Genomic DNA, 25,784 nt, shown 5'->3' with positions numbered 1-25,784 from the left:
GACAAGGGGGCGCTCGTCCCTGGGGAGCTACCCCCGCGGGCCTCCTCGTACTTCATCACCTCCTGTCCCTCGCCCTCCCCCTAGCGGCGTCCGTAATTACTCACCCCGATCGGCCCCATGCGCGGTCCGTGCGGCCGGCCCCGCCGTGGTTACGACTCATCCGGAAGCAGGCCGAACAGGTCGGCGTGGTGCCTGTTCATGTGTTCCCTCAATTCCGCGGGAAGGCGGGATACCAGGGCCTCCACGGTCGGGCGGGCGTGCGCCCCTAACCGGTCGCGGTCCCGGTCGACCAGGTCACATAGCAGGGGCAGCAGGCGCCGACCCACCGTGGCGTCCGGCCCGGCGGTGTCGAGTCCAGCGGCGACGCGCGCGTACAACTGCCTAACCTCCTCGTCCGGTAATGCCGACCCGGTGTCCAGCCACAGCCGCAGCAGGTCGTGCACGACGGAGGTCGCGGGGCGGCCCCCGCCACCGTTGAAGGTGGTCACCAGCGGCCCCAGCGACTCCAGCAACGGCTGGGCCACCTGCAGCAGCACGCCCTCGGTCGTCCCGGCGGCGAGACGAGCTTTGTGCCACATGTCATCCCAGTAGGCGACGTACCAGGCCACGGGCCCTGCCTCGCGCGGCGTGACCTGGTACATCCAGTGGGCGTCGACGACTTCGGGGCGTGCGGTGTCGTCCTCCTGCCGCAGGCGGATGTGCAGGTCCCGGCCCGCGACGTCCCTGACGTGACTGATGTTCAGGGCCAGGGCGAAGTCCGCCCACTCCACTTCCGGTAGCGAGGCACGCCACAGCAGTGTGTGGGCGTGCCAGGCCTGACCGGGGTCGTCCTCGGCAGGGAACAGGGTTGCCGCCGTCGTCTCGCCGGTCAGCAGGACGACCAGCATGACGAGGTTCGCGCTGTAGATGCCGTGCCGCGAGGAGACTGGCATGCGGCGCGGGCTGTACGTCGGGTACGACCGCTTGTCCCCGCGCTCCTCCCGGCCCCGCTCCCAGTGCACCCGCACCACCAGGTCGGCGATCCGCTCCCGCTCCTCCGCCGAGAGCCGGGCGACGCACGCGCGGGCGAATTTCAGCATCTGCCGTGAGAACAGGGGCGCGAACGACACCAGGGCGTAGAGGAGGTCGTCGTCCAGGGGCTCCGCGCTCCGCAGCAGGGCGGGCCGATGGCCGAGGAACCGTACCAGTTGCTGGACCGCCAGGCGCACGGCGAGGTATTCGCCGAACGTGGCATGCAGGAACTCGTAGCTGGACAGCCGCTCGCCGTCCCGGATGGACTGGGCTCGCTGGACGAAGAAGAATCGGCCGAGTGCGGCCTCGGCCTGGTCCAGCGGCTTGCGGAAGCTGTCCGACCGCTCTTCGGACTGTCCGTAGATGGCTCCGAGATCGTCCTCCAGTTCCTTACTGGACACCCATTGGCGCCTGCGGTTGAGCATGGAGAAGGCCACGATCGACAGCCGCTGCAACTCGCTTTCGACGCGTTCGTCGACCTGGCTGTCCCATAGGGCGTCCCTGGCGCTCTTGCGCACCTCTCGCCGCGCGAAGGAGATCAGCAGAGCCTCATAGAGTTCGGCCTCGTCAAGGGGGCGGCCGTCCTCGCCCTGGAAGTCGTTTCCGGCGCCGTGGAAGAGGGCGAGCATGGTCAGCAGCAGGGGCTGTTCGGCCAGTCTGCGGTGCGGTGCTAGCAACTCCCAGCTCAGGGTGGACAGTCCACGGGCGAGGAGGCTGCGGGCATTGCGGTTGTTCCACTGCTGGATCCACACCCTGATCTGGTCCGGCTGGAAGGGTTCGAGCCGGAGGGCGACTGTGCCGGGCGGATGCTGGGCCCGGTCCGCGACCGCGGTCCGGCTGGTCACCAAGGCCAGTACGGGCCTACCCTGTTCGCGCTCCCTCTCCTGAAAGCGGGCGACGCGTGTGAGGAAGTCGCTCTGCCGCACTCCGGTGGTCTGCAGGAGTTCGTCGAAGCCGTCCAACAGGAGGACGGGGACCGCCGTACCGGCCGAACGGACCAGTTCCGGCCAGCCGACCCGCTCCCCCGTCGCGTCGCGCACGGCCTGCTCCAGTTGGTCTTGGAGGTTGAGCTCGGCCCGCACGTCGCGCAGCGCCACCCGGACGGGCAGGAAGCCCGTGGCGGGCAGCCGGGCCGCGAGGATCATGGTGAGGACGGACTTGCCCGCGCCCGGCTGCCCGAGCACCAGCAGCGGAACGTCCCAGAGCCCCGGTGAGGTGAGGGCGCCGGCCAGGTAGTCCGTCAGGTCGCTGCGCACCGCTACCCCGGCCCACCACTCCTCGTCGGCGGGGTTGTCGTGGTCGCCGACGGCGCGCACCTTGAAGTCGGGGTCCAGGTAGACCTCGTCCAGGGTGGGCATGCGCATGCCTTCGGGAGGTAAGTCGGCGGCGAGGATGCGGCGACTGAGCGCCGCCTGGTGGGCGCGTGCCAGTGCCCGGGCCGCGTGCTCCGGGGGGTGGCTCAAAGCAGCGGAGGACGCCAGGACCTGTTCCAGGTGCGAGAGCGCCCGGCGCAGCTCAGCCCTCGTCGCCTGGTGCTCCAGCTGACCGGTCCAGTAGAGGAACTCCGGGGCCTCCTGGACGAGTCGGCGGTACAGCTCCTCGTACCGTTCCACCGCACGGCGCGGCAGGGTCCGGTGCACGGTGTCCGTGGCCGCCTGCCTTTCACGGCTCGGCAGCCGGGCCCACAGGTCGAGTCCCTTCAGGAAGCGCGTGATACGGCCGCCCAAGGACTCGTACCACTGCCCGAGCGCGACGAGGGTGTCCTCGTAGGGGAGGTGCGGGGCCGGACAGGGTGCGTCGACCTGAGCCAGGGTCTGCGCCAGCCCCTCCGGTGCGGGCGGCTGGCCAGCCACGAGCCGCATCTGTTCCCGGCGAGTGAGGCGCACGTCGTCCCACGAGAAAGGGAGTTCAGTTTCCTGGAGCACTTCGAAGAACGCCAACACGACGATGACCGTGTGGGCCGCCTCCAGCAGTCGGGTGCGCGCCGCGCGCCCGTCGGCGCCGCGCAGGCGGTCCCCCAGGCTCCGGGCCGCCGCACGACCCAGCCCCAGGATGCGTCCGCGTTCGCCCAGCATGCCGAGCACCTCGCCGCTCAGGCCGCCCGTGGCCAGGTTCAGCGCGCCACCGACCGCCCGGTCCACGGTGGCCGTCGCGGGGGGATCCTGCCCGAGGAGCACCAGCGCGTCCCCGAACGAAAGCAACCTGCGCGACACCGCCACACCCCCCGTGATCACCCGCGCACCCAAGGTCAGCATCGTGTCACGGCGGCCCCGGCGGGGTCAGCGGATCCCCAACTTCCGTGCCCGGGCGCAGGATTCGGCGAAGGCGGCTCCGGGTGGGTTGAGCGCCCGGCTTTGCTCTCAGCCCTCTCGCGCGCCCCCGCCGCAACGCCCGTGACCAGTCCGGCTTGCTCTTCGACCACAGTTCCTTCAGCAGCCCGGCGTGCAGCTGGTCCCACGCCGGCCTCGTTCCACGCGGCCAGGCGCCGCCAGCAGGTCATGCCCGAGCCGAAGCCCAGCGGGCGAGGTGCCGCAGGCGTCGGTTCCCCGTCGACGCGGGGGTGCTCCGGGGTCCAGACGGCACTGTGACCGTTGCTGCCGTACGTCTCTGGCTCCGCTCCTGATTCGCCGGACAGGCCCTCGTGCTAGTGCACGTCCTGCCACGACGTATCCACGCCGTCGCGGCTCCACGGATGCTGCCACAGCCGGATCAGCTTCCACGGAGAGTCCTGGCGGGCGGCGGTATCGCCTACGTAGTTCATCAGCGCCCGCCAGCCCGCGAGGTCGGCCCGAAAGACGTCGTCTTGGGCACCCGCTTCACGATGGTTCGGCGCGCGGAACTCAGGCACCCCGTCGGCATTCACCGTCAAGGTGAACCAGGTGCTCCCCCTCTCCTCGGGGTGATGCCCCACGTTCCAGCGGTAGCCCACCGTGCGCCACGTGAGCTCGTAGCCCTCGCCGTAGTTGTAGCCGACCTGCTCCTGATACAACCGCGGAGCCACGCGCGCCTCGTGCCGGGTCAGGCTGAGGTGGTCGGGGGCGGGCAGGGGGCCGATCCGGGCGTCCCGCAGATCGGTCCGCCAGCGGTGCCACCGCCCGCGCTCTTCCGGTGCTGTGCCGTGGTATCGCCGGTACTCGCGCTCCCAGGCCCGAGTCTGGCGCGGGTATCCGAGACGGCGTCCCAGGCGCAGTTCGCCCGCCGCTTTCACCAGGAGTTCCCTGGAGTGCTGTTTGCGGTGCCCACCAGACCGCTCTACAGGTTCCTCCAGCGTCATGCACATGCACACTAAGGCACGTGGTAGTGCTCCACAATCCCGTGGATAGCCGCCGGGTCAGCGACACCACACACCGTCCGTAAGAGCACCCCGCCGCGGGTGCGACTGGCGCTTGCTCCAGTCCCAGGTGTAGCCGATCGCCTCCCACCGGTCGTCGGTGAACTTCTGCCCGCAGTCCTCGCACACCGGCCGCCGCGCCTCCCGCTCCGTGGCCTCCCGCACCTCACGGCGCCGCTGTTCTTGGGCGGCCTGGCGGCGGGCGAGGTAGGCGTCCCGGCGGCCGGGCGGACCCGGATTTTGTCACGGAAGGCAAGCCTCCATCTGGTCCCTCCATCTGGTCACCGCTCCGAACGAGGGTGAGGGTCGCCAGCGAACTGGCGGACCCTCATACAACGTCGAGCTACGTAACAGCGAGCGCCCTTTACGGGTGGCCGGGCGGCATGCCGCAGCAGGCCACCGTGTCGGCCTAGACCGGCGCCGGCAAGCGGCGCCACGGCGAGCACGCAGCCAACGCCACGAACACACCGCAGTGGCCACTCTGGGCCCCTCTCATACCACCATGATCGCGTCGTACTGGAGCTGCGGGGACGTCCTCGCCGCGTGACCAGCCACTGAGCCGAGCTGTGTCGTTTCTCCAATACGACCATTGCACTCACACGAGGGGCGCAACCGCGGTCTTGGGCTCGTGCGCCCCAGGTGGGCCTCTACCAACAGGTACTTGCGTACCGCTCTGCTGCGCGGCCTGCCCGCCGCGCTCCTCACCGCCCTGCCGCTGGCCACCGTCACCCCCGCCCATGGCGCGGAGACCGTACCGCTCGCCGAGGCCGTCGCGAGCCTGCCGCTGGCCACCGAGTCCCGCGACGGCTATACCCGCGAGGCGTTCAAGCACTGGAACGCCGGCGACGACCCGGCCGATGGCTGCACCACCCGTAACGAGGTCCTCATCGCCGAAGCCGTCGAAGCACCGGCCGTGGGACCGAGGTGCCGACTCACCGGCGGCAGCTGGTGGTCGTACTACGACCAGACCACGGTGACCTCCGCCTCCGGCCTGGACATCGACCACATGGTGCCCCTGGCCGAAGCCTGGGACAGCGGCGCCTCCGCCTGGACCGCGCAGCGCCGCGAGGCCTACGCCAACGATCAAGGCCAGGAGGCGTCGCTCGTCGCGGTCACCGCCCGCTCGAACCGGAGCAAGGCCGACCAGGACCCGGCCCAGTGGATGCCCCGGCCGGCGACGTCCACTGCCGGTACACAGCCGAATGGACCGCCACCAAACTCCGCTGGGACCTCACCGTCGACGACACCGAACACGCCGCCCTGAACGACCTCGCCGCCTCCTGCCCCGACCAGACCGTCACCTACACACCCGTGCCCTGACAGGCCCCGCCCTGCTCCGGCCGCTCAGTGCGATGGGCCCGTGTCTGCTCAGCGGTCATGCCGACGCCGACGTGGCGCGGTCGTTGAACCGTGCGAGCGCATATGCGGGCCCGAAGACGTCAGGGCTGATTCCCGGGGGTCTGGGGGCTGTTCGGTGGTGGCAGGGTGAGCGTCACTTCGCCGGCCGTGGTCTTGAGGGTGAGGGTGGTCTCCCCACGTCCGATGGCACGGTCGATCTTCTTGATCTCCGCCCAGGTGAAGCCGAGCCGGCGGTACTTGTTCCGCTGCTTCGGCCGCATGTGCTGGATGTCCTCTTTGGAGGCTGTGGTCATCCCCGGGTGCCACGGCCTGGCCGGACCGCTCGTCATCTTGGGCATGGCGCTCCTCTCTCGCCCACCCAGGCCGGCTGCGTGCTGTCCACGCAGTGGCCCGTGGGTTCCTGGTACCTCGAGACGCTATCTGCGGGCCCGCGCTGCTGCGGCTTCTGCTTCGGTATCGAGGCGGGTGGCCTCTTCCAGGCGGTCTGACGCGGCGGACGGTCTGGAAGCGACCGTGCCCGTGGCCTTGACCAGGGCGGGCAGGTAAGGCCTGCTGCCTGCCAGGACAGGCTCACCGGCACCCGCGCGTACTCGAAGGCGGCCGCGGCGATGTGGTGTCCGTATTGAGCGCTGAAGAGGCCAAAAGCGTGCGTCGCATCCAGCAGGGCCTGCTGATCTCCCAGGCGATCGTGGACTGAAGCAGCTCATCGACGCAACGGCGTCCGGCCGTCAGATCGGTGAGCAGACGGCGGCGGAACGCGGCCGCCCGCCGCTCTGTGATTCCCACCGGGCTGGCAGCAGCCCCCGCGGCGTAGCGGCGCTTGAGCTCCGCGTCCAGGACGTGCACCGCGTCCAAGTGAATACGCAGCCGGTCCAGGGTCTTGCGGCCTCGCGGCAGCGGGTCGGGACCGAGGGCCTGCCAGACCTCGTAGCGCGAGAGCATCAGGCCGGCCTCCCGGCTGCGTTCCTTGACCAGCCACGACACGGGCCATCCCGCGGCCGTTCGCCTGAGCATGGTGCGCCGTCGGCGCCGCTGCTCCCGGGTCTGCCGGCATGCCTCGCACTGCTGGCCGCTCGTGGTGACGCGCAGCTTGCCCGACCCGCACACCGGACACGGAAGCCGGGAGGCGACGACCTGGCTCATGACACCGTTGCGGTGCTTCGGAGCGATCCGTCCGCCGATCTGCCGTACCGCACCCCCCTTGCGCCGCCGCCCAGCTGCCATCCGGAACTTCTTCGAGCACGCCGGTACCTGATGGCGGAGTGCCTCGATCGCCTGCGCCCGGGTCACAGGCCTCGCCCTCTTGCCCGGGTCCCAGCACTCACCCGTGTGTACGGAGACGATGTTGTTGCGGTCCAGGCCGCGCTCGATCAGCCACTCGGGGGCCGGAGGGCGCCGTGCTGCGCCGACGCGCCGCTCCGCCTCGCGGCGTTCCTCCTCGGCGATCCACCTGCGGGTGCGGGCCAGGTCACGCTCCTGCACACGCTCCAGAAAGCGGAGCAGCGTGAGTCGCGACGACTCTGCACCGTTCACGTGTTCGATTCTAAGATCGTGGCGCCCCGCAGCGCACTGTGACGCTCAGTTAGTTGGCCATGCGCAGCGGTAGCTGGCGTCGCGAGGGGCTTGAGGCAGCAGACGCCTGGCAGTGAGGGGTTAGCCATCCACCCTGAAACGTTATAGGTACAGCACGTCGCGAAGTCGTCCGAGACTGCTGAAGCACGCTTTCTGTAGTGCGTGCGTGCTTTTGTCCGTGAAAGACCTCAGTTGGCAGTGAACAGTGCCTAGGTCAGCCTTTGTTTCTCACCAGCGGTAGTGGGGGTAGCTCATGCAGTTTGGAGCAAAGCTCGGGGTGGCCCTGGGTGCAGCCGCGCTGTGCCTGTCCGGCTTGTCGGCCTCGTCGGCAGCGGCAGCCGAACTCGGCGCTCAGGCATACGTATGCAACGTCACGGATACCGGGAACGCGCCTGGTGACAAGTACTACGCCGGGTACTACAGCGGCAACACCGTTCAGCCCTCGTCCTCGTCGGTCTCGGCCGCGGGCAAGGAAGCCCAGTGCCTGCTTGAGTACAAGGGGTACGACGTCGGAATCGTTGACGGCATCTTCGGAAGTAAGTCGCAGGCCGCCGCGAAGAAGTTCCAAACCAGGGTCAACGAGCTCTGCGGCAGGAAGGTTCTCGACGTCGATGGCCTAGTCGGGCCAAAGACCTGGCCGTACCTACGCGACGTGTACGTCTGCTGGACGGGGTGACGCTTCCCCACAGTGGCCCGCCTTCTTACACGAGAAGGCGGGTGGCGGCGTTTCCGACTCCGCCCGGGGGGAAGGGACCGGCCGCGCCTACTTCGTGACCTGAGTGGCCAAGTATCTCTGTAAACAGGCCAGCCGTCCTTGAGTACCCCCCGCCCACCAGCGCTCTTCTCGCCGTCTCTGGCCAACTATCGGTGCGAGTCACATCCACCCCACCCCCAGGAGCAGGTATGAGGAGTGAGGAGGCCGCCCGCAAGCTGGGCGTCGAAGCGACCTCCCTCTCCCCTGCCCCCGGCCGCGCCCCGGTTCGCCCAGACCTGGGCGCGGATGCAGCAGGAGCCGCCCTGCTCCGCCTGCGGCCGGCCGTCGCGCACCAGCAGCCTGATCCACGACCCGGACCACGGGAGCCGCTGGCTGGACCGGTGCCGGGAGTGCTTCCTCGCGACGCCGCCGTGACGGCCGGGGGGGGGAAGCCGGTGATGCACGGCTGGTGGGGCAAGAAGCCGACAGCCGTGCACCAGTACCGGTCGTGGATCGGCTCGTGGGGCAGCATCGCCGGCGCCCGGATCGTTCTGACCGAGCGCGCCGACGACGGCGAGCGGCTGATCGCGAGCTGGCCTGAGGACGCGTAGGTCAGCCGCCGGCCGCGAGGTCCGGGTGGCGTGCGGCCGCGGTCGCCACAGGGCACGGCACGTCACCAGGTCGAGGCGGACGTGACGAAGGCGGCAGGGGCCGACGGTCACCATCCGCTGCCGCCGTCCTCCACCACCCCAGGAAGGACAGACGGCCGTATCTCTGCTTCGTCCCTTCCGGCCAAGGCGGTGGAGGTGGTCGCGCTGCTGTCTCATGTCGGATCGCCGCCCTCCTTGCCGTGTGGCCGGAAGGGCGGCGGGCTACGACTGGTAGTGAGGAGCTGGAGGGTGTCCGAGTTGAGCCAGTACTCCACGAACTTAACTTGCCGTTGCGTATGCGCAGGGTGTCGGTGCCGGTGAAGGTGACGACGGTGCCGGGTGCGGCCTTGGCACCGGGGAAGCCGCCGGCGTAGGTGCCGGTGGCCGTCCAGCGCACTGAGGCGCGGTGTCCGGCGACCAGAGGGTCGACCTGCAGGGAGAAGCGCAGGTCGGGGAAGGCTGCGCGGGTCTGGGCGATCCAGGCCACCAGACCGTCCGCGCCGCGGATGCTGCTGCCGTCCCCTCCGTCGAGGAGCGCGGCGTGGACCGTGAAGTCTGGCGAGATGATGCCGGATGCCTGCGTGAAGTCGCCGTTCCAGAGGCGGAGCCAGGCGTCGAGCATCGCCTTGGGGCTCTTGGCGGGCGCCTGGTGGCTGTGCGAGGTGATCGAGTGTTCGGCTGTGGTGGCGGAGGAGCTGGGTGCAGCGGCCGTCGTGGCGCTGACGGCCAGGGCAGCCAGGGCGGCAGGGACGAGCAGACGCATCCGGTTGCGTGCGGTGGTGGTCACGATGGTTCCTCGCATATCGGTCGGGCGGAAAAAGGGGCGGGTGTCAGTCGGTGCAGGTGGTGCCGGGTGCGGGCAGGGCGCGGGTCGTCAGGTAACGGTTGGTGGCATCCCGCACGCACTGGGAGAGCAGGAACATGCTGTAGTCGTCGCCTTCGCGGCTGAGGACGACGCTGCCGGGCAGTTGGGCCGCCATGGCGAGGCCGGCGCTGTGCGGGGCGAGCGCCTGGTGAGTGGACTGCACGATGAGCGCGGGCGGCGCGCCGTGGACGGGGGTCCCGGCCGTGACGGGGTGGGCGGGGACGGGCCAGCCGAGGCAGCCGGTGAGGGCGGTCCACGAGCGCACGGCGCCGCCAAGGTGCGGGGAGATACGGGCCAGGTCGTTGCGCAACCGGGTGAGCTGGTCGAACCCGGCCACCGGGCGCGCGGTGTCCAGGCAGGCGGGGACCTGGACCTGCACCGGGTCGAGGGTGTCGTCGGGCTCGTAGGTGAAGTCGCTCGCGTCGCCGGCCTGGGCCTTGACCACGGCCTGGGCGAGGGCGGGCCAGGTGACGCCGGAGAGGGTGAGGTAGTCCTGGGTCGCGGCGCGGATGTCTTCACCGGTCAGTGCCCGGCTGCCGTCGGCGGTGGGGATCGGGGTGCGGTCGGCGCGGGTGACGAGGGCGTCGTACTCGGCCGCGGTGTCCTTGCCGTGCAAGGCGCAGTCCGTCGATGCCGAGCACCAGGCGGTGAAGCGGTCAAAGGCCTCTTCGGCCGTGGCTGCTTCGCGGCGGATGCGTTCGGTGGGTGTAGTGGTGTCGTCCAGCGCCGTGTCGAGGACCATGGTGCGCAGTCGGCCGGGGTAGAGGTGGGCGTAGGTGCGCCCTAGCAGGGTGCTGTAGTGGATGCCGTACCAGTTCAGCTGCTTCTCGCCGAGCCCGGTTCGCACGGCTTCGAAGTCCCGCGCGGTGCTGGTCAGGTCGGTGTGGGCGACCAGAGGGCCGTTGCGGCGCAGGCAGTTCGCGGCGAATGCGCGGTTGTGGGCCACGAGCGTGTCGAACTCCGCCTGAGTCTGCGGGAAGTGGGTGACGCCGGCGGGCTTGAGGGGTGTGCTGCAGCGGATCGGCGTGCTGTGTCCCACCCCGCGCGGGTCGACGGCGACCAGGTCGAAGTTGCGGCTCATGGCGCCGGCGAACGACGGGAAGCCGATGCGCATCGCCAGTCGCAGCTGTTCGATCGATGATCCGCCCGCTCCGTTGTTGAGCAGCAGCGTGCCTTGGCGGTGGGCCTGGTCGTCGGCTGGACGGCGGACCAGGGCGAGGGTGAGGCTGCCGGCGCGCGGGTGGGCGTGGTCGACCGGGACCCGCAGCGTGCCGCACTGCATGCCCTCGAACTCCGTGTCGGAACAAGCGGTCCAGCTGATCCGGCTCGCCGGGGCGGCCATCTGGGGCTGTACGGGAGCGGCGACCGCCGGGGTAGCGAGAGTGGACGCGGCAAGGAAGGCGGCGGTGAAAGTGCGGCGGACGTATGTGTGTAGTCCGGTTCTGGGCATGACGAGGCTCTCCGTGGCGTCTTTGCGCCGTAACGGCGCTGAGGGCGGGGCGAGGGCGGAGGGGGCTGTGCGGAAGGAGGACGGTGCGGGGGCGGGTGCGCGTTGGACGCCGGATTCTGTGTGCCGCGTCAGGCGTGCAGCACGACCTTTCCGGCGACGGTGCCTGATTCCGCCAGCCGCATCGCCTCGGCGACACAGGTGAGGGGCAGCTCGGCAGCGATCTGGGCGGTGACCTCGCCGCGCTTCAGCGCCGCGAACACCTCGGTCAGGTCGGCGTGCAGCCGGGCCCGGAACCGGCTGGGGCTGAGAGCCCGGCCGGCCCAGACGTTGAAGAAGTAGGCGCGGCGGCCGTTGGGCAGGGCGTTCCACACCCAGATGCGGCCGAGCAGCTTGAGCACGGGCCACTGCTTGGAGCCCTCATCGTCCCGGGTGGAGGCGCTGCCGTAGGAGACGAGCGTGCCGCCGCGCGCGAGAAGGCGCCAGGAGTCGACGACGCTGCGGCCGCCGACGTGATCGAAGACCGCGTCCACACCGCCCGTGGCCAACTCGCGGACGCGGGCAGGGATGTTCTCGGTGCGGTAGTCGACGGGGGTGACGCCCAGGGCGCGGAGCGCGTTGTGGTGGTGGGCGGACGCGGTGCCGATCACCTTCGCGCCTGCGGCGTGGGCGAGCTGGACCAGGACCGAGCCGACTCCCCCGTTGGCGCCGTGCACCAGGACGGTCTGCCCGGCGCGCACGCGGGCCTTGCGGTGCAGCATCTGCCACGCTGTGATGCCGTTGATCACCACGGTCTCCGCCTCCGCCGCGCCGATCCCGTCCGGGACCGGCACCACGTCGGCGGCGTCGACGACCACGTGGCTGGCCCAGCCGCCGACCTTGAGCAGCGCGGCCACCCGGGTGCCCACCAGGGCAGGGTCGACCCCGGAGCCGGCCGCCATGACGGTGCCGACCAGGTCGTAACCGGGGACGAACGGGAAGGACGGCTGGTCGTAGTAGCGGCCACGGCACATCTGCTGCTCGGCGAAGGACACACCGGTCGCCTCCATCTGGACCACGACCTGGCGCGGACCGGCGGTCGGCACGGCCCCCCGCCGCACCTCCAGCCCCTCCGGCTCGACCTTTCCCGGCAGCACGACCTTGGTCATTTCACCAGCGTTCATCACGGCCTCCCTCGACTTCACACTCGCTGTTAGCAGCTAGCGCGTTCGTTAGAAGTTATAACTAGCCGGAGGAGTGATGGTCAAGAACTTTCGTAATAGGGTCTAACCAAGAGCGCACGTCGAGCAGCGCACCGGCTCCTGGACGGCCGGTGACTCCAAGAGGGAAGGACGATCACGTGACAGTCGCCGGCAAGGAGACCCCCCGCGAGCGCTACCGCGCGCAAGTCAGGGCCGAGATCAAGGAGCGCGCCTGGGAACAGATCGCCGCCGCCGGGGCACCTGGGCTGTCCCTGAACGCCATCGCCAAGCAGATGGGCATGAGCGGCCCCGCGCTCTACCGGTACTTCGCCAGCCGGGACGAGCTGATCACCGAACTGATCAAGGACGCCTACCGCAGCCTCGCGGACACCATCAGCACGGCCGCCGGATCGGGTGCGGACCTGGCGGGACTGGGACGCGCGCTGCGTACCTGGGCACTTGACGACCCCCAGCGCTACTTCCTCATCTACGGCACACCGGTCCCCGGCTACCACGCACCCGACGACGTCACCGCGATTGCATCCGAGATCATGCAAGTCCTCCTGAACGACGCCCAACTGGGCGGCGACGCCGTGGACGACGGCCACCTCGACGCCCGTCTGGAGGCCCACCTCGCACAGCACCGGCAATGGGCGGCAGACCACCCTGCGGAGCCGGCCGCCCTGCGCCGCGCCCTGCGCTTTTGGACCCGCCTGCACGGCATCCTCTCCCTGGAGCTGGCAGGCCACTTCACCGGCATGGGATTCGATGCGGCCGAGCTTTACGAAAACGAACTGCGCCACCTGAGCCAGTAGGCGCCCCCTCCAGGCGCAAGGCTGCGGCGATCGTGGGAGCGGCTGCCTCCTGGCTGCCGAGTCTCGTGCGTGCGATGCGGCTGATCCGGTGCGCGCCGGCGATCCGGGATGCGGAGGGTGAGGCTTTGGTAGCACCGGAGATGCTCGACCAGGTCCGGCTGCCGCTGAAGGCGACCGCCAGGTGCGACTGCCGCTGAAGGCGACCGCCAGGTGCGGCTGCCGCTGAAGGCGCCCGCGGCTGAGATCCTCGCCGAGGCCGGAATACTGCGGCCGCGCACGGCTCCGCCGCCCGCCTTGTGGCCGGTCGGGGCATATGCAGACTGCGGGAGCTGGGGAATCACCACGGCTCGCTGCGGCGGCTGCGGAGAGTGGCAGCGCCTCCCCGGCCTCTACCCACCGGGCCGGTGTCCGCGCTGCCGTCGGGGCGGCCTGCCTTTGCACAAGAAGGAGCTGTGCCGCTGCTTTGCCAGATGAGCCGCCCCTGTGAGTGGGAATGGTCATACCGGTTCGAGCTCGTCCGCTTCCTCGTCACCGCGGTACCGTCCGAGGGCCCGTTGGAGTGAACCCGCAAGCAGCCCTGCCCGGCGGGCTTCCGGTGGCCGCTATGTGTAGTGGCGTGATCAAAAATGCGTGCTGCGGCCGTCGCCGCACTGGTCCTCCTGCCCATGGCCGTTCCGGCTGCCGCGTCCAGTGAGGCCAGGGTGGCGCGGGCCGCGATCGACTGCCCGTCCGGTTACGTGTGCATCTACCCGGAGATCAACGTCGGTGGGCAGCCGTGGGTGCGGCGGGCGGTGGACGGCAGTGTGAAGGACCTCCCCTCCGCGAAACGTGATCGCGGCAGTTCCATCCGCAACAACTCCGCCCGCACCGCCCGGGTCTATGAGAAGCGCAACTACAGCGGCCGGTGGGTGTGCGTCACCTGCAGTGGCGGCTCCATCCACGACCTTCGCGGTTACAACCTCAACGACCAGACCCGCTCCCTGAAAATCAACCGTAACGACTGCGGCTGACCACCCACAGCCCCAGGCGGGCTCAGGCCGCTCTGGCCCGGGCCCGCCCGGCCGCCGGTATTTGGGTGGGATACCTCAGCGGTTCAGCTTCTCGGTCCAGGGTCTACAGGGCCGTCCTCATCGCAACACCATCAGTGTGAGCCAGGGCCCAGCATGTGCCCCGGACGTCGGCCCTCAGGCCCGTGATCCCCCGGTGGCTGAGGATCACTGCACGAAGCGAGATCCCCACCCCGCTCATGATCAACGATCAGGGAGCTGGACGTCTTACCACCAACGATGCACGAGCTCGTCAGGCGGCATCGTGGATGACGAGCTTGAACTCGGCGAGGGTCAACAGACGCGAGTTGGCGTCGTTGTGCGTGACACGGAGCGCAACCGGGGTGCCCGGGTCGACGAAAAGGCCGTGGTTCTTGACGTAGAACTGGCCGCCGGGCGTCGGCGTGCGGTGCTCGGTCGCCGTGGTGTCGTTGGGGTTGGGCGTCAGGCCCAGCGGGTCACGTACGTACTGGTCGCGCAGCTCGCTGTAGCCGCCCGTGCCGCTGGCAGCCTCCCACTGGATCATCGCGTGCAAGTGGCCCCAGCCGGCCTTGGACGGCCAGATCAGGCCGCTACGGTCGTCTGCCGCCCAGTCACTCACCACGTAGCCGTCCGGCTGGGCGGCCTGGTGCATTCCGAATCGGTCCGTCGGCTCCGCCGCTCCGAAAGGGAACCGGACGATCTTGTAGCCGGTCCCCGGCGCGATCAGCTGCGGCGTATCAACCTTGAGAGAGCAAACCTGCACACCGGGCGCAACGCCACCGTCCATAGCCATAGTTCACCATTGCCCGCCGTCGGCCCGCGCCATGCCCGCGCCCGAGTACCGCGATGCGCCACGCGCCCTCCTCACGCCCCCTGCACTGACGACCACCGCATAGTCCGCATGGTCAGGCCATAGCGGACCTGAGGGATCCCAGATCGCTTCGGGCCGATTCAGGAGCCCGGCCAGCGGCGCAGCAGCTCCGGAAGGGTGATCTTCTTCGTCACGGTGCGGGCCCTTCCGTGGTGGTGTGCCTGGAGAACCGTTACTGCTTGATCCCGAGGTGTCGGGTCGTGCCAGGAGACGGTGGCTTCGCCGGTGAGGCGGCGGGCTGACCAGCGCCTGCGCCTCGGAGTCCTACAGCAAGGTCAACGGCCGTCCTGAGACACCATTCGCCGCCGTACTGTTGTGCGCCGGTTGCACTCCGCGACGCCTCCAGCGAAGGCGGCTGTTCGCTTCCGGTGCCGGTGGCCCAGCCCCTACTCTGGTCGACCTCCCCTCCCAGTGGGTGCTGGACATATCCCTCGAGTCCGAAGGACTGCCGCAGGACGTGATCGAGGAGCGAGCCCGGCAGTTGGCCGGTGTAACCGGGGACGGTCGTTCGGTCCTGGCCGGTGGTGGTCGCGAAGGTCATCGGTGCTTTCTCTCTCACGTCGTCAGGTCGCTCATCACTCACCGTGGGCCTGTGTCAGCCGCGGCAGCCCTGCCCGCCGCCCCCGGGGCGCACTCCCCCGCTTGGTACTTCCCCTCGATGCCCCCACTCCGAGGGCCGCAGGGCCCGCGCCCAGCACGCTCTCCCCCACCTGGTCGGCGATCAGGTCCGAGGCGGGCCGTCCGTCAAAGGCGGAGCGCTCACGAGACCGGTCAGCACCGCACGCGGCGGCGGTTATGACGTCCCAGGTGACGTTGGCGGCGAGCACCCCGCGCAGCGCCTCGGCGGACCCCAGCGGTGTCCTCTGGTTCTCGACCCTCGCCTTGAGCTCGGCGTAGTCTCTGGAGGAGTCCTGGTGATCTCGATCCCGCTCTGCCGGGCGAACCTGTCGTCCAGCGAGGGGAGAGCCCGCACATCGACGACGCCGACGGCAGGCGCTACATCGACGGCCTGTGGGGGCCGTCCCGCGTCGGCCTGGTGGTCGACCTGACCCCGCGCCGACTGCGCGAGACCGGCCTCCTCGTCCGCTCGCATGACCAGTCGTACGACGTATAAAACAGGCTGAAGCCGTGGCGGCGGCCGAGAACATCGAGCACCTGCTGTGCCGGGGGAAGTACCTCGGCGCCGATGCCGTCGCCCGGAATCAGGGCAATCCGGCGGTACGTCGTCATGGCGTCGATTGCAGCAGGGTGGTCCGTGGGGCGTCCAAGACGCAAAGCGGATCTGTCTTATAGCGGTGCGTATCAGCTGTAGGTGGCCGAGGTCGCGGCCGCGCGACGGCTGCGGGCGACAGGAAGCCGCGGCGGGCGACGAGGGCGATGTCCAGGACGCGGGCGCCCACGAGCCGCGATAAAGCCGCCTTATAGAGCGGCCTTATAAGGCACATCGGGATTGAGTCTTGGACGCGCTGCCCCGCCCGCTGCTGCAATCGGCCGTATGACGAGCCAGAACCACCGCCTCGCCCTCGTCCCCGGTGACGGCATCGAGGCCGAGGGCCTGCCGCCCACCCGGCGATTCGGCGAAGGTGCCCGTCCCCTCTTACGACGCCACCGCCTGGTTCCTGCCGTCCGGCGGCGCCTGCGACAAGGCGAAGGACAAGTCGTTCTGAGCCGATACCGACGGCGGTGACACTGCCCAGACTTTTCGCGGCGTGATCGTGGCAAGTCCCCACCGCCCCTGCGGGTCGTTCTCGCCCGCCCCCTTGCCGCACGCCACGCACCCGCACGCTTGAACACGCTCCGAGATAAGGCCCGGCCTGCCATGACCGCCGTAGCGCACCGCAGCGAGCACGACCTGCTCGGTTATCGCGACGTCCCCGCCGAGGCGTACTGGGGCATCCACACCCTGCGCGCCAGGGAGAGCTTCGCCATCACGGGCACGCCGATTGCCGCCTGCCCGCATCTGATCGACGCTCTGGCCGCCGTGAAGGAGGCCGCCGCCCTGGCGAACGAGGAACTCGGCCTGCTGGAGCCGAGGAAGGCGGCCGCCATCGTGGAGGCGTGCCGTGAGATTCGTGAGGGCAAGCTGCACGACCAGTTCGTCGTCGACGTGATCCAGGGCGGCGCCGGCACCTCCACCAACATGAACGCCAACGAGGTGATCGCCAACCGGGCGCTGGAGCTGCTGGGCCACGCCAAGGGCCAGTACGAGCACCTGCACCCCAACCAGGACGTCAACCTCGGCCAGTCCACCAATGACTTCTATCCGCCCGCCGTCAAGATCGCGACAGTGTATGCGGTGCGCGGGCTGCTGAAGGCGATGGCGGTGCTACAGGACGCTTTCGCGGCCAAGGCGGTCGAGTTCCGGGACATCCTCAAGATGGGCCGTACCCAGCTCCAGGACGCGGTCCCGATGACGCTGGGGCAGGAGTTCTCGGCGTACGCGCTCATGCTGGAGGAGGACCGCAGCCGGCTCTCCGAGGCCGTGGAGCTGATTCACGAGATCAACCTCGGTGCCACCGCGATCGGTACCGGTCTCAACGCCCCCGCCGGCTACGCCGAGTCGGCGCGGCGCCACTTGTCGCAGATCACCGGGCTTTCGCTGGTGACTGCGGTCAACCTGGTGGAGGCGACCCAGGACTGCGGGGCGTTCGTGCAGATGTCCGGTGTGCTCAAGCGGGTCGCGGTCAAGCTCTCCAAGACCTGCAACGACCTGCGGCTACTGTCGTCCGGGCCGCGCGCCGGGCTCGGCGAGATCAACCTGCCGCCCGTGCAGGCCGGTTCGTCGATCATGCCCGGCAAGGGCAACCCGGTGATCCGGGAGGTCGTCAACCAGGTCGCCTTCGAGGTGATCGGCAACGACATCACCATCACCATGGCCGCCGAGGCCGGACAGCTCCACCTCAACGCCTTCGAACCGATCATCTGGCACTCCCTCTCAAAGAGCATCACGCACATTCAGCGCGCGTGCCTGACCCTGGCCGAGCGGTGCGTCGCGGGGATCACGGCCAAAACGCAGGCGCTACGGGCCGGCGGTGGAGAACTCGATCGGCCTGGTCACGGCCCTCAACCCGCACATCGGTTACGAGGCCGCCACCGGCATCGCCGCGGAGGCCCTCGCCACCGGGCGCCCAGTCGCTGAACTCGTCTTGGATAGAGGTTTGTTGCCCGCCGGCACCCTCGCCGAGCTGCTCCGTCCCGAGGCCGTCGCGGGACCCGGTCAAGCCCTGGTGTGACTGACGTTCCCCCCTCCCCCAACTACCCGTAATGGAGCAGGAATTCGCCATGTCCCTACCCCTCCATGCCCAGACGCGGCCCGTCCCCGAGGCAGCGGTGCTCGAAGGGCTGCCCCCGGTCCGCGAGGTCAGCGCCGCGGAAGTGGCCGCCCGCATATCCGGCGGCCCCCGTCTCGTCGTCCTCGACGACGATCCCACCGGCACCCAGACGGTCGCCGACGTGCCCGTCCTGACGTCCTGGACGGTGGAGGACCTGCGCTGGGCGCTGCGCCAGGACAGCGCCGTCTTCTTCGTCCTCACCAACACCCGCAGCCTGCCTGCTGAGGATGCCGCCGCCCGCAACCGCGAGGTGGTCCGCGCCCTGCACGCGGCATCGGCGGCTGAGGGCACCGGTTACGTCCTGGCCAGCCGTGGGGACTCGACGCTGCGCGGCCACTTCCCGCTGGAGACCGATGTCCTCGCCGAAGAGCTGACCGGCCTGGACGGCAAAGCTCCAGACGGCGTGGTGCTGGTCCCCGCCTACATCGAGGCGGGCCGGCTGACCGTCGCCTCGAACCACTGGATGCGGACCGCCGGCGGGCTGCTCCCGGTCGGGATGAGCGAGTTCGCCCGCGACGCCACCTTCGGCTACCACAGCTCCTCGCTGCCCGAGTGGGTCGAGGAGAAGACGGGCGGACGCGTGCCCGCGGACGAGGTCCTGCGCGTCACCCTCGACGACCTGCGTGGCGGCGGCCCGGAGCACACGGCGCGGCTGCTGTCCTCGCTGCGCGGCGGACGGGTGGCCGTGGTCGACGCGGTGTGCGACGACGATCTGCGGGTGCTCGCCCTGGCCCTCGCGCAGGCGGAGGGCAACGGCACGCGGCTGCTGTACCGGGTGGGGCCGTCCTTCGTCAGGGCCCGCGCCGGACAGGCCGGGCGGGCACCGCTCGCCCCGGCCGAACTGCGCCCGCTGCGCGGCAACGCGCCGCACGGTCTCATCGTCGTGGGCTCTCATGTCGCGCTGACGACACGGCAGTTGGACCGGCTGCGGGAGCGAGGCCAGATCGCCGAGTACGAGCTGGACGTGGCCCTGCTGCTCGACGAGGAGCGGCGTGACGCCCACATCGCCGAGGTCGCGGCCGCAGCCGCCGGCGCGCTGGACTCGGCCGATGCCGTGATCCGCACCTCTCGCGTGCTGGTGACGGGTGCCGACGCGGACGACAGTCTGGCGATCTCCCGCCGGGTCTCCGCCGCGCTCGTTCAGACCGTGCGCCAGGTCAACGCCACCCGGCGGCCCGCTTTCGTCGTCGCCAAGGGCGGCATCACCTCCAGCGACACCGCCACCCACGGCCTGGAGATCCGCCGTGCCTGGGCCCGGGGCACGCTGCTGCCGGGCATCGTCTCGCTCTGGGAGCCCGCGGACGGCCCCGCCGCCGGCATCCCCTACATCGTCTTCGCCGGGAACGTCGGGGGCGCCGACGCCCTCGCCGACGCCCTCGACCTGCTCAGGAGTGCCTGATGCTGCTGCACGGAACCGATGCCCTGAAGGAGGCCGCGGCCGCCGGTCACGCCCTGCCCGCCTTCGTCGCCTACAACCTGGAGACGGTCCAGGGCATCACGGCCGCCGCCGAGGCCGCCGGACGGCCGGTCGTCATCCAGGCGGGCTCCAGTCCCTTCAAGCACGCCGGGCGCGAGGCCCTGATGCGGCTGGCGCTGGACGCCGCCGCGCGCTCCACGGCCCCTCTCGGGGTGCACCTCGACCACAGCCGGGACCTGGACGAGATCACCGCCTGCCTCGAGGCGGGCTACACCTCCGTCATGGTCGACGGCTCCCACCTGCCGTTCGCCGAGAACATCGCGTTGACGAAGGAGGCGGTCCGCCGGGCCCGCGACCACGGCGCCTGGGTGGAGGCCGAACTCGGTGCGCTCCCCGGCGACGAGGACGTCTCCACCGATGCCGTCGCGCAGGCCGCGGCGATGACCGATCCGCAGCAGGCGGCCGAATTCGTGGCCGCGACGGGCGTGGACGCACTCGCCGTCGCCGTCGGCAACGTCCACGGCTTCACCAAGCACCCGGTCCGCCTGGACCTGGAGCGGCTGGCCGCGATCCACGAGGCCGTAACCGTCCCGCTCGTCCTGCACGGCGCCAGCGGTCTGCCCGTCGGGGAACTGCACGGCGCCCTCGCCCGAGGCGTCGCCAAGGTCAACGTCAACGCCGAACTGCGCCGCGCCTATCTGGAGGCCGTCCGCGTGGCCCTCCCGTCCGCGTTGCCCGGCTCCGACGTCGTCTCCCTGTGGGCGGCGGGCCGCGACGCGGTCCGGGACGCCGCCCTGGAGGTCATCGGCCGCCTGAGCCCCAGCGCCGAGGGGACGCAAGCGTGACCTGATGCAGCCCCGCTGCCCCAGCCGCACCACACCGCCAGACACACAACCGTCGTACGTCCCCGGCCGTGCGCGCTGCGCGCGGCTCGCACCGCTCCGTCCCGCGCTCTCGTGCCCACCTGGGCACGCGGGCCGTACCTCACCCTGTTGGAGCCACCATGTCCACCACTGCCTCGATCGCCGTGTTGCACACCAGCCTGCTGTTCATCAACCCCGATTCGGTCATCAACGAATACCTCGCGGAACTCGCGCCGGACGCCAAGGTCCTGCACTTCGTCGACAGCGATGTGCTCGCAGCCGTGGTGCGCGACGGTGAGGTCTCACCTGCCAGCACGCAGCGCATGGTGCACCTCGCTCAGGCCGCGCAGGCCGCGGGCGCCGACGTCATCTTCTCCGCCTGCTCCTCGGTCGGTCCGGCCATCGACGTGGCCCGACGCCTGGTCTCCGTCCCGATCGTCAAGATCGACGACGCGATGACCGCGTCAGCGGTCGAGACCGCGGACGCCATCGGCGTCCTGGCGACGGTCCCCACGACGCTGCCGCCGACCCGTGCCCTCGTCGAGGAGAAGGCCCGGGCGGCCGGTCGCGACATCACCGTCCAGGAGCGGCTCTGCGAAGGCGCCTTCTCGGTGCTGATATCCGGTGACCGCGACCGCCACGACGCGATGGTGCTGGACGCGGCACGGGCGCTGGCCAAGGAGGTCGACGTGATCGTGCTGGCCCAGGCGTCCATGGCACGCCTGGCTCCCGCGATCGCCGAAGCGGTCGGCAAGCCCGTGCTCTCCAGCCCGCGCAGCGGAGCGGAGAACGCGGTGCGTGTGCTGAACGAGCAGACGGCTGAACCTGGCCATGCCACCCAGAGCGCCTTCGAGACCACGGGATGGCAGGGAGGCTGCGGAGCGAGGTGATTGAACCACTGACCGTGGCCGTCCCCGGCCGGAAGACAGGAGCCAGCATGCCGAAGTTCGCAGCGAACCTGTCCCTGATGTACAACGAGCACGATTTCCTCGACCGCTTCGCCGCGGCCTCGGCTGATGGCTTCCAGGGGGTCGAGTACCTCTTCCCCTATGCGTACGACGCCGCCGAGCTGCGCCGCCGGCTCGACGACCACGGCCTGGTGCAGGTGCTCTTCAACGCACCCGCAGGAGCGTGGGAGTCCGGAGAGCGCGGGATGGCGGCACTGCCCGGACGTGAGGCGCAGGTGCGCTCCGGGGTGGACCGGGCGCTGGAGTACGCGGGGGTGCTGGGCTGCCCTCGGGTGCACCTGATGGCCGGGCTGGTCCGACCGGACGCGACACCGGTGACCGAGCACCGCGAAACCTACCTGAGCAACCTGGCGTGGGCCGCGGAACGGGCCGCCGCGGCGGGCGTCGACATCCTGATCGAGCCGATCAACGGCCGCGACATGCCCGGATACTTCCTGAGCACCCAGGCCGAGGCCCACGCCGTGGTGCAGGAGGTGGGAGCCTCCCATCTCAAGGTGCAGCTCGACCTCTACCACTGCCAGATCGTCGAGGGCGACCTCACCACGACACTGCGCCGCGACCTGCCGACCGGCCGGGTCGGTCATCTGCAGATAGCGGGCGTGCCCGACCGGGGTGAGCCCGACCAGGGTGAGTTCAACCTCCGCCACCTGCTCGACGTGGTCGACGAGCTGGGCTTCGACGGGTGGGCCGGCTGCGAGTACCGCCCCCGCGCCGGCACGAGCGAAGGTCTTGGCTGGCTCAGCGACTACCGCAGCCACCGAGCAGAAAGCGCAGGAGGATGAGCGGTACGGCCTCGACCCTGACCTGGTCACTTTCGCCGAGGGCGTCACCTCCGGCTACGCCCAGCCCGCCCTTCATCACCACCGACGACCAACTCCGCCGGCTGGTCGCCGACATGGCCTCCACCACGCAACTCCTCACCGCCGATCCGGCCGCCCGGGCCGGCGCCCATGAGGCCCTCGAGACCGCCTACGCCCTGCTGTCGGGCCTCATCGCCATCCACGAGCGCCACGCCGACGACCACGCCGCGCCCGCGCGCCCCGTTCTCCTGGAGACTCACCGTGTCTGACACCGTCGTACCCCCCAGCATCGAATTGGGCGCCGAGACGGCGCCTGTGCACAACCCCTACACCGGCGAGGTCATCGCCTCGGTGCCCACCGTCGACGCATCCGCCGTCGGCGGCATCCTGCAGCAGGCCAGACGTGGGCGCCGCACCGCGGCCGCGCTGTCCCGCGCCGCCAGGGCCTCCGTGCTGGAACGCGCCGCCCACCTGATCGAACGGCGCGCCGAGTCCTTCGCCCAGCTGATCGTCAGCGAGGCCGGCAAGACCATCACCCAGGCCCGCAAGGAAGTCGCCCGCGCGGTCAACACCCTGTCCCTGTCCGCAGCCGAGGCACGGCGCAACGCCGGCGAGGTCATCCCCTTCGACTCCTACGAGGGCTCGGAGAAACGCCAGGGCTGGTTCACCCGCGAACCGCTGGGCATCATCGCCGCCATCACCCCGTTCAACGACCCCCTCAACCTGGTCGCCCACAAGCTCGGCCCGGCCATCGCCGGCGGCAACGCGGTCATCCTCAAACCGTCCGCCCTGACACCGCTGTCCGCGCTGCGCCTGGTCGACACCCTCATCGAGGCCGGCCTGCCCGAGGAGATCGTCACCGTCGTCAACGGCGACGCCGACATCGCCGCCGCGATCGTCGCCGCCCCCGACGTGCGCATGGTCTCCTTCACCGGCGGATTCGCCACCGGCGAGGCCATCTCCCGCACCGCCGGGCTGAAAAAACTCGCCATGGACCTGGGCGGCAACGCCCCGGTCATCGTCATGGACGACGCCGACCTCGACGAGGCCGTCGCCTCCTGTGTCTCCGGCGCGTTCTGGGCCGCGGGCCAGAACTGCATCGGCACCCAGCGCATCCTGATCGCGGCCGAGGTCTACGACCGCTTCCGCGACGCCTTCGTCGCCCGCACCAAGGGGCTGCGCGTCGGTGACCCGCTCGACGAGCGCACCGACGTCGGCCCCATGATCACCCATCAGGCCGCGGCCGCCACCCGCGCCAAGGTCGATGCGGCGGTGGCCGAGGGCGCCGTGCTGCTGTGCGGCAACGACATCACCGGCGCCCTGTACACGCCGACCGTCCTGGAAGACGTCCCGGCGACCTGCTCGATCTGGCAGGAGGAGGTGTTCGCCCCGGTCGTCGTGCTGCAGCCGTTCACGTCCTTCGAGGACGCCATCGAACAGGCCAACGCCATCGAATACAGCCTCCACGCGGGCATCTTCACCTCGCGCCTGGACCGCGCCCTGAACGCGGCCCGGCTGCTGGAAGCCGGCGGAGTCATGATCAACGACTCGTCCGACTACCGCTTCGACGCCATGCCCTTCGGCGGGTTCAAGTACGGCAGCATGGGCCGCGAAGGCGTGCGCTTCGCCTTCGAGGACATGACCCAGCCCAAGGTCGTCTGCATCAACCACATCAGTGACGTGGTGCATTGATCCCCTTGCGCGCCGAGCTCGACTCTCTGGGCAGTGGCGCGACCGGAGGATTGTCAGATCTGTGGATGGGGTGCGCCTGACTGTCTGTAGCGTCAGCCTCATGAATTCAGATGGAACGATCGCCTGACGCCCTGACAGCAGAATGGTGCCTCCCACCTGCGATGACCTGGACTGTTCAGATTGAGAAGACCGCGAGGAAGAGGCACCCAACGGGTGAGGAGTACCGGCTGGGATCATCGGCTTGCCCTGCGGGCCGACGGCCAAGAAGCTGATCGGGCACGCGGGCGTGGTGCTGCTGCGGAGGGTTGCCACCCGCGTCGGCCTGGCCACTGCGCTGAATGCGGCGTTGCCGAGGGGCACTGGGCGGGACCGGGGCACCGTGCTGGTCCAGCTGGCCTGCGCGATCGTGCCCGGTGCGACGAACATCTTGGAGGCCGAGCAACTCCAGTACCAGTGGCGGGCGGTGTTAGACCGACCGGTCTCGGAGAGCACTTTGCGCCGTGCTCTGGTGGCGATCGACGCCCCCGTTACGGGCGTGGGTCGAGCGCGCCCGCACCGCGATACGCGCGTGGTGTGGACGCTGCTCGCCCTGCGACCCGGCGGCTTCCCCTGCATCTCGGTGTGCGGCCGCGAGCTGGCTAACTGGTACGTCCTCGACCCGGATGCGACCATCGTCACCTGCACCAGCCGCAAGGAAAGGCGCGGCGGGCACCTTCAAGGGCAGTTCGGTCACATTCCGCTGGGTGCGTGGGTGGCCAACACCCGTGAGTGCATCGGCATGCTGCTGCGGCCCGGCACCGCCCCGACCAATGACGTTACCGACCACAAGACGGCCCTGGCCTCGCAGTTTCGGCAGCTCCTGCTGCCGCTGTGGTCGAAGCTGCTGGTACGGATCGACGGCGCGGCCTTCAGCCACGCCCTGCTCGATCATCTCCACCAGCTGCCCACGAGCCGGCGCCGGGTGCGCTGGGTGACCGGCTGGTCCGTCAACGCCACGGACGAGCAGGCCATCGCATCGCTGTCAGAGAAGGTGTAGACGGCCGCGCTGCGGCAGGACGGCAAGGTCCACGAGATCAAGGGACCCGACGGCGACATGGTTTCCTAGCAGGTCACCGAGTTGACCTGCCTGCGCGACCTGACCGGCTGGCCGACCGGGTTGCGGCTCATCGTGCGCCGGCTCAAGCCCTCGCGGCGGGATGCGAAGAAGTTGACCGCCTTCGAGAAACACACCGGCTGGCACTACCAGATCCTCGCCCACGAACGTCCCCGCTCACCACGGGCTTTCCGGAGTTCCCGGCTCCAGGCAGGTGTGGTTCGTGGACGCCCTCTACCGTGGTCACGCCGAGGTCCAGGACTGCGTGAAAGCGATAGAACGGGTCAGCCTCGGGCTGCTGCCCTCGAAGTCCTGGCCGCCTGGTTGCTGGCCGCCACGATCGCCGCCGACCTCGACGCCTGCACCCGGCTCCTTCTCCTGCACGACGAGCCCGAACTCGTCGCCGCCGAGCCGCAAACGATCCGCATGAAGCCGTACCACCTGCCCGCCCGCGCCCGTAGAACGACACCAGAGAGGAGCGCACAGCACCACCTCGGGCCCGTGGAACCCGACGCCATCGCAGCATTACGGGACGGCCAAGGTCAGCGCGTGCCGGTGATATGGATCGGTCTCGACGTTGCTGCCCGGCGTAGAAACTGGTGATGGATCTGGGTCTTGATGCTGCTGTTCGCGTGCATGGCAGTGGCGACGTGGCTGGCGGAGGTGGCAGACCCGACGGGCCGCTGGTGGTGGGCCAGCGTGGTCTGTGTTCTTCGGCTGGCTTCGCTCTTCTCTGTGGTCAACCGCGGATACAGCCGAACGCTTCTCGCACCTGATCGGATGCAGTTCTCCACG

At 69.9% G+C, this 25,784-nt stretch carries 20 protein-coding genes and 4 pseudogenes; 14 read left to right on the top strand and 10 right to left on the bottom strand.

All coding sequences use genetic code 11. The features are described from left to right. Window positions 1-149: 149 nt before the first annotated feature. The 3 genes and pseudogenes from ACSUPV_RS41025 to ACSUPV_RS41015 all read right to left on the bottom strand — a co-directional run bounded on the left by ACSUPV_RS41025 (window position 150) and on the right by ACSUPV_RS41015 (window position 4,285). Window positions 150-3,266, bottom strand: coding sequence for an NACHT domain-containing protein (locus ACSUPV_RS41025; protein ID WP_436946612.1), 3,117 nt, complete (start codon window positions 3,264-3,266; stop codon window positions 150-152). A 165-nt stretch (window positions 3,267-3,431) separates the two neighbouring features. Further along, a pseudogene (locus tag ACSUPV_RS41020) lies at window positions 3,432-3,538 on the bottom strand (IS5/IS1182 family transposase); the annotation flags it as partial. Between the two features lie 117 nt (window positions 3,539-3,655). Beyond that, complete coding sequence (locus ACSUPV_RS41015; protein ID WP_436946613.1) at window positions 3,656-4,285, bottom strand: hypothetical protein; 630 nt, start codon at window positions 4,283-4,285, stop codon at window positions 3,656-3,658. Between the two features lie 718 nt (window positions 4,286-5,003). Here ACSUPV_RS41015 and ACSUPV_RS41010 point away from each other — a divergent pair. Then, window positions 5,004-5,662: pseudogene (locus tag ACSUPV_RS41010) on the top strand (HNH endonuclease family protein). 119 nt (window positions 5,663-5,781) lie between these two features. On the opposite strand, the gene ACSUPV_RS41005 reads toward ACSUPV_RS41010, so the two are convergent. Both ACSUPV_RS41005 and ACSUPV_RS41000 read right to left on the bottom strand, forming a co-directional pair. After that, window positions 5,782-6,039: a hypothetical protein gene (locus ACSUPV_RS41005; protein WP_436946614.1), complete on the bottom strand. Its 258-nt coding sequence runs from the start codon at window positions 6,037-6,039 to the stop codon at window positions 5,782-5,784. Window positions 6,040-6,271: 232 nt separating this feature from the next. Then, the gene (locus ACSUPV_RS41000) at window positions 6,272-7,234 is read right to left on the bottom strand and encodes a DUF6233 domain-containing protein (RefSeq protein WP_436946615.1); all 963 of its coding nucleotides are present in this window, start codon (window positions 7,232-7,234) and stop codon (window positions 6,272-6,274) included. Between the two features lie 292 nt (window positions 7,235-7,526). Between ACSUPV_RS41000 and ACSUPV_RS40995 the strand changes: the two genes are divergently transcribed. Continuing rightward, window positions 7,527-7,949 carry a peptidoglycan-binding domain-containing protein gene (locus tag ACSUPV_RS40995; protein ID WP_436946616.1) on the top strand — a complete coding sequence of 141 codons (423 nt, stop codon included), beginning with the start codon at window positions 7,527-7,529 and terminating at the stop codon, window positions 7,947-7,949. Between the two features lie 476 nt (window positions 7,950-8,425). Beyond that, window positions 8,426-8,578 carry a hypothetical protein gene (locus ACSUPV_RS40990; protein ID WP_436946617.1) on the top strand — a complete coding sequence of 51 codons (153 nt, stop codon included), beginning with the start codon at window positions 8,426-8,428 and terminating at the stop codon, window positions 8,576-8,578. 1 nt (window position 8,579) lies between these two features. On the opposite strand, the gene ACSUPV_RS40985 is transcribed toward ACSUPV_RS40990, so the two are convergent. The 3 genes from ACSUPV_RS40985 to ACSUPV_RS40975 all read right to left on the bottom strand — a co-directional run bounded on the left by ACSUPV_RS40985 (window position 8,580) and on the right by ACSUPV_RS40975 (window position 12,092). Beyond that, window positions 8,580-9,404 (bottom strand): ester cyclase, encoded by an 825-nt coding sequence (locus ACSUPV_RS40985; RefSeq protein ID WP_436949841.1) that lies wholly within the window; start codon window positions 9,402-9,404, stop codon window positions 8,580-8,582. A gap of 43 nt (window positions 9,405-9,447) precedes the next feature. Then, entirely contained in the window at window positions 9,448-10,932 is a 1,485-nt protein-coding gene (locus ACSUPV_RS40980; RefSeq protein WP_436949840.1) for an alpha/beta fold hydrolase, read from the bottom strand. Window positions 10,933-11,060: 128 nt separating this feature from the next. Next, entirely contained in the window at window positions 11,061-12,092 is a 1,032-nt protein-coding gene (locus tag ACSUPV_RS40975) for a medium chain dehydrogenase/reductase family protein (RefSeq protein ID WP_436949839.1), read from the bottom strand. Window positions 12,093-12,268: 176 nt separating this feature from the next. Here ACSUPV_RS40975 and ACSUPV_RS40970 point away from each other — a divergent pair, with 176 nt between their 5' ends. Further along, a complete protein-coding gene (locus ACSUPV_RS40970) occupies window positions 12,269-12,925 on the top strand; it encodes a TetR/AcrR family transcriptional regulator (protein WP_436949838.1) in 657 nt (218 codons plus the stop codon). Between the two features lie 626 nt (window positions 12,926-13,551). Then, window positions 13,552-13,935: a peptidase inhibitor family I36 protein gene (locus ACSUPV_RS40965; protein WP_436949837.1), complete on the top strand. Its 384-nt coding sequence runs from the start codon at window positions 13,552-13,554 to the stop codon at window positions 13,933-13,935. Window positions 13,936-14,224: 289 nt separating this feature from the next. Here ACSUPV_RS40965 and ACSUPV_RS40960 read toward each other — a convergent pair whose 3' ends face one another. After that, window positions 14,225-14,746, bottom strand: coding sequence for a hypothetical protein (locus ACSUPV_RS40960; protein WP_031121671.1), 522 nt, complete (start codon window positions 14,744-14,746; stop codon window positions 14,225-14,227). Between the two features lie 1,152 nt (window positions 14,747-15,898). Next, a pseudogene (locus ACSUPV_RS40955) lies at window positions 15,899-16,054 on the bottom strand (tartrate dehydrogenase); the annotation flags it as partial. A gap of 589 nt (window positions 16,055-16,643) precedes the next feature. Between ACSUPV_RS40955 and ACSUPV_RS40950 the strand changes: the two are divergent. From ACSUPV_RS40950 to ACSUPV_RS40910, 9 genes and pseudogenes are all read left to right on the top strand, one after another. Then, window positions 16,644-18,057, top strand: a pseudogene (locus ACSUPV_RS40950) (aspartate ammonia-lyase). A 49-nt stretch (window positions 18,058-18,106) separates the two neighbouring features. Continuing rightward, on the top strand, window positions 18,107-19,555 hold the full coding sequence (locus ACSUPV_RS40945; RefSeq protein WP_436949836.1) for a four-carbon acid sugar kinase family protein: 1,449 nt from the start codon (window positions 18,107-18,109) through the stop codon (window positions 19,553-19,555). Next, the gene (locus ACSUPV_RS40940) at window positions 19,555-20,418 is read left to right on the top strand and encodes a class II fructose-bisphosphate aldolase (protein ID WP_436949835.1); all 864 of its coding nucleotides are present in this window, start codon (window positions 19,555-19,557) and stop codon (window positions 20,416-20,418) included. Before ACSUPV_RS40945 ends, ACSUPV_RS40940 begins: the two co-directional genes overlap by 1 nt. Before the next feature lie 158 nt (window positions 20,419-20,576). Beyond that, a complete protein-coding gene (locus tag ACSUPV_RS40935) occupies window positions 20,577-21,326 on the top strand; it encodes an aspartate/glutamate racemase family protein (RefSeq protein ID WP_436949834.1) in 750 nt (249 codons plus the stop codon). A 47-nt stretch (window positions 21,327-21,373) separates the two neighbouring features. Then, a complete protein-coding gene (gene otnI, locus ACSUPV_RS40930) occupies window positions 21,374-22,186 on the top strand; it encodes a 2-oxo-tetronate isomerase (RefSeq protein ID WP_436949833.1) in 813 nt (270 codons plus the stop codon). Continuing rightward, window positions 22,183-22,473 (top strand): hypothetical protein, encoded by a 291-nt coding sequence (locus ACSUPV_RS40925; protein WP_436949832.1) that lies wholly within the window; start codon window positions 22,183-22,185, stop codon window positions 22,471-22,473. The genes otnI and ACSUPV_RS40925 overlap by 4 nt, the downstream gene beginning before the upstream one ends. Beyond that, window positions 22,466-23,896, top strand: a complete 1,431-nt coding sequence (locus tag ACSUPV_RS40920) for an aldehyde dehydrogenase family protein (RefSeq protein WP_436949831.1) — start codon at window positions 22,466-22,468, stop codon at window positions 23,894-23,896. The genes ACSUPV_RS40925 and ACSUPV_RS40920 overlap by 8 nt, the downstream gene beginning before the upstream one ends. Before the next feature lie 379 nt (window positions 23,897-24,275). Next, on the top strand, window positions 24,276-24,932 hold the full coding sequence (locus tag ACSUPV_RS40915) for a hypothetical protein (RefSeq protein WP_436949830.1): 657 nt from the start codon (window positions 24,276-24,278) through the stop codon (window positions 24,930-24,932). 81 nt (window positions 24,933-25,013) lie between these two features. Then, complete coding sequence (locus ACSUPV_RS40910) at window positions 25,014-25,592, top strand: hypothetical protein (protein ID WP_436949829.1); 579 nt, start codon at window positions 25,014-25,016, stop codon at window positions 25,590-25,592. The last annotated feature ends 192 nt before the right edge of the window (window positions 25,593-25,784 follow it).

This window comes from Streptomyces sp. SudanB52_2052, assembly GCF_964272415.1.
Taxonomy (GTDB): Bacteria; Actinomycetota; Actinomycetes; order Streptomycetales; family Streptomycetaceae; genus Streptomyces; species Streptomyces olindensis.
This window is presented reverse-complemented; position numbering and strand designations above follow the sequence as displayed.

Coding starts and splice junctions, on each gene's coding strand:
- ACSUPV_RS41025 (WP_436946612.1), bottom strand. CDS start 3,266: ATGCTGACCTTGGGTGCGCGGGTGATCACGGGGGGTGTGGCGGTGTCG.
- ACSUPV_RS41015 (WP_436946613.1), bottom strand. CDS start 4,285: ATGACGCTGGAGGAACCTGTAGAGCGGTCTGGTGGGCACCGCAAACAG.
- ACSUPV_RS41005 (WP_436946614.1), bottom strand. CDS start 6,039: ATGCCCAAGATGACGAGCGGTCCGGCCAGGCCGTGGCACCCGGGGATG.
- ACSUPV_RS40995 (WP_436946616.1), top strand. CDS start 7,527: ATGCAGTTTGGAGCAAAGCTCGGGGTGGCCCTGGGTGCAGCCGCGCTG.
- ACSUPV_RS40990 (WP_436946617.1), top strand. CDS start 8,426: ATGCACGGCTGGTGGGGCAAGAAGCCGACAGCCGTGCACCAGTACCGG.
- ACSUPV_RS40980 (WP_436949840.1), bottom strand. CDS start 10,932: ATGCCCAGAACCGGACTACACACATACGTCCGCCGCACTTTCACCGCC.
- ACSUPV_RS40975 (WP_436949839.1), bottom strand. CDS start 12,092: ATGAACGCTGGTGAAATGACCAAGGTCGTGCTGCCGGGAAAGGTCGAG.
- ACSUPV_RS40965 (WP_436949837.1), top strand. CDS start 13,552: ATGCGTGCTGCGGCCGTCGCCGCACTGGTCCTCCTGCCCATGGCCGTT.
- ACSUPV_RS40960 (WP_031121671.1), bottom strand. CDS start 14,746: ATGGCTATGGACGGTGGCGTTGCGCCCGGTGTGCAGGTTTGCTCTCTC.
- ACSUPV_RS40945 (WP_436949836.1), top strand. CDS start 18,107: ATGTCCCTACCCCTCCATGCCCAGACGCGGCCCGTCCCCGAGGCAGCG.
- ACSUPV_RS40940 (WP_436949835.1), top strand. CDS start 19,555: ATGCTGCTGCACGGAACCGATGCCCTGAAGGAGGCCGCGGCCGCCGGT.
- ACSUPV_RS40935 (WP_436949834.1), top strand. CDS start 20,577: ATGTCCACCACTGCCTCGATCGCCGTGTTGCACACCAGCCTGCTGTTC.
- otnI (WP_436949833.1), top strand. CDS start 21,374: ATGCCGAAGTTCGCAGCGAACCTGTCCCTGATGTACAACGAGCACGAT.
- ACSUPV_RS40925 (WP_436949832.1), top strand. CDS start 22,183: ATGAGCGGTACGGCCTCGACCCTGACCTGGTCACTTTCGCCGAGGGCG.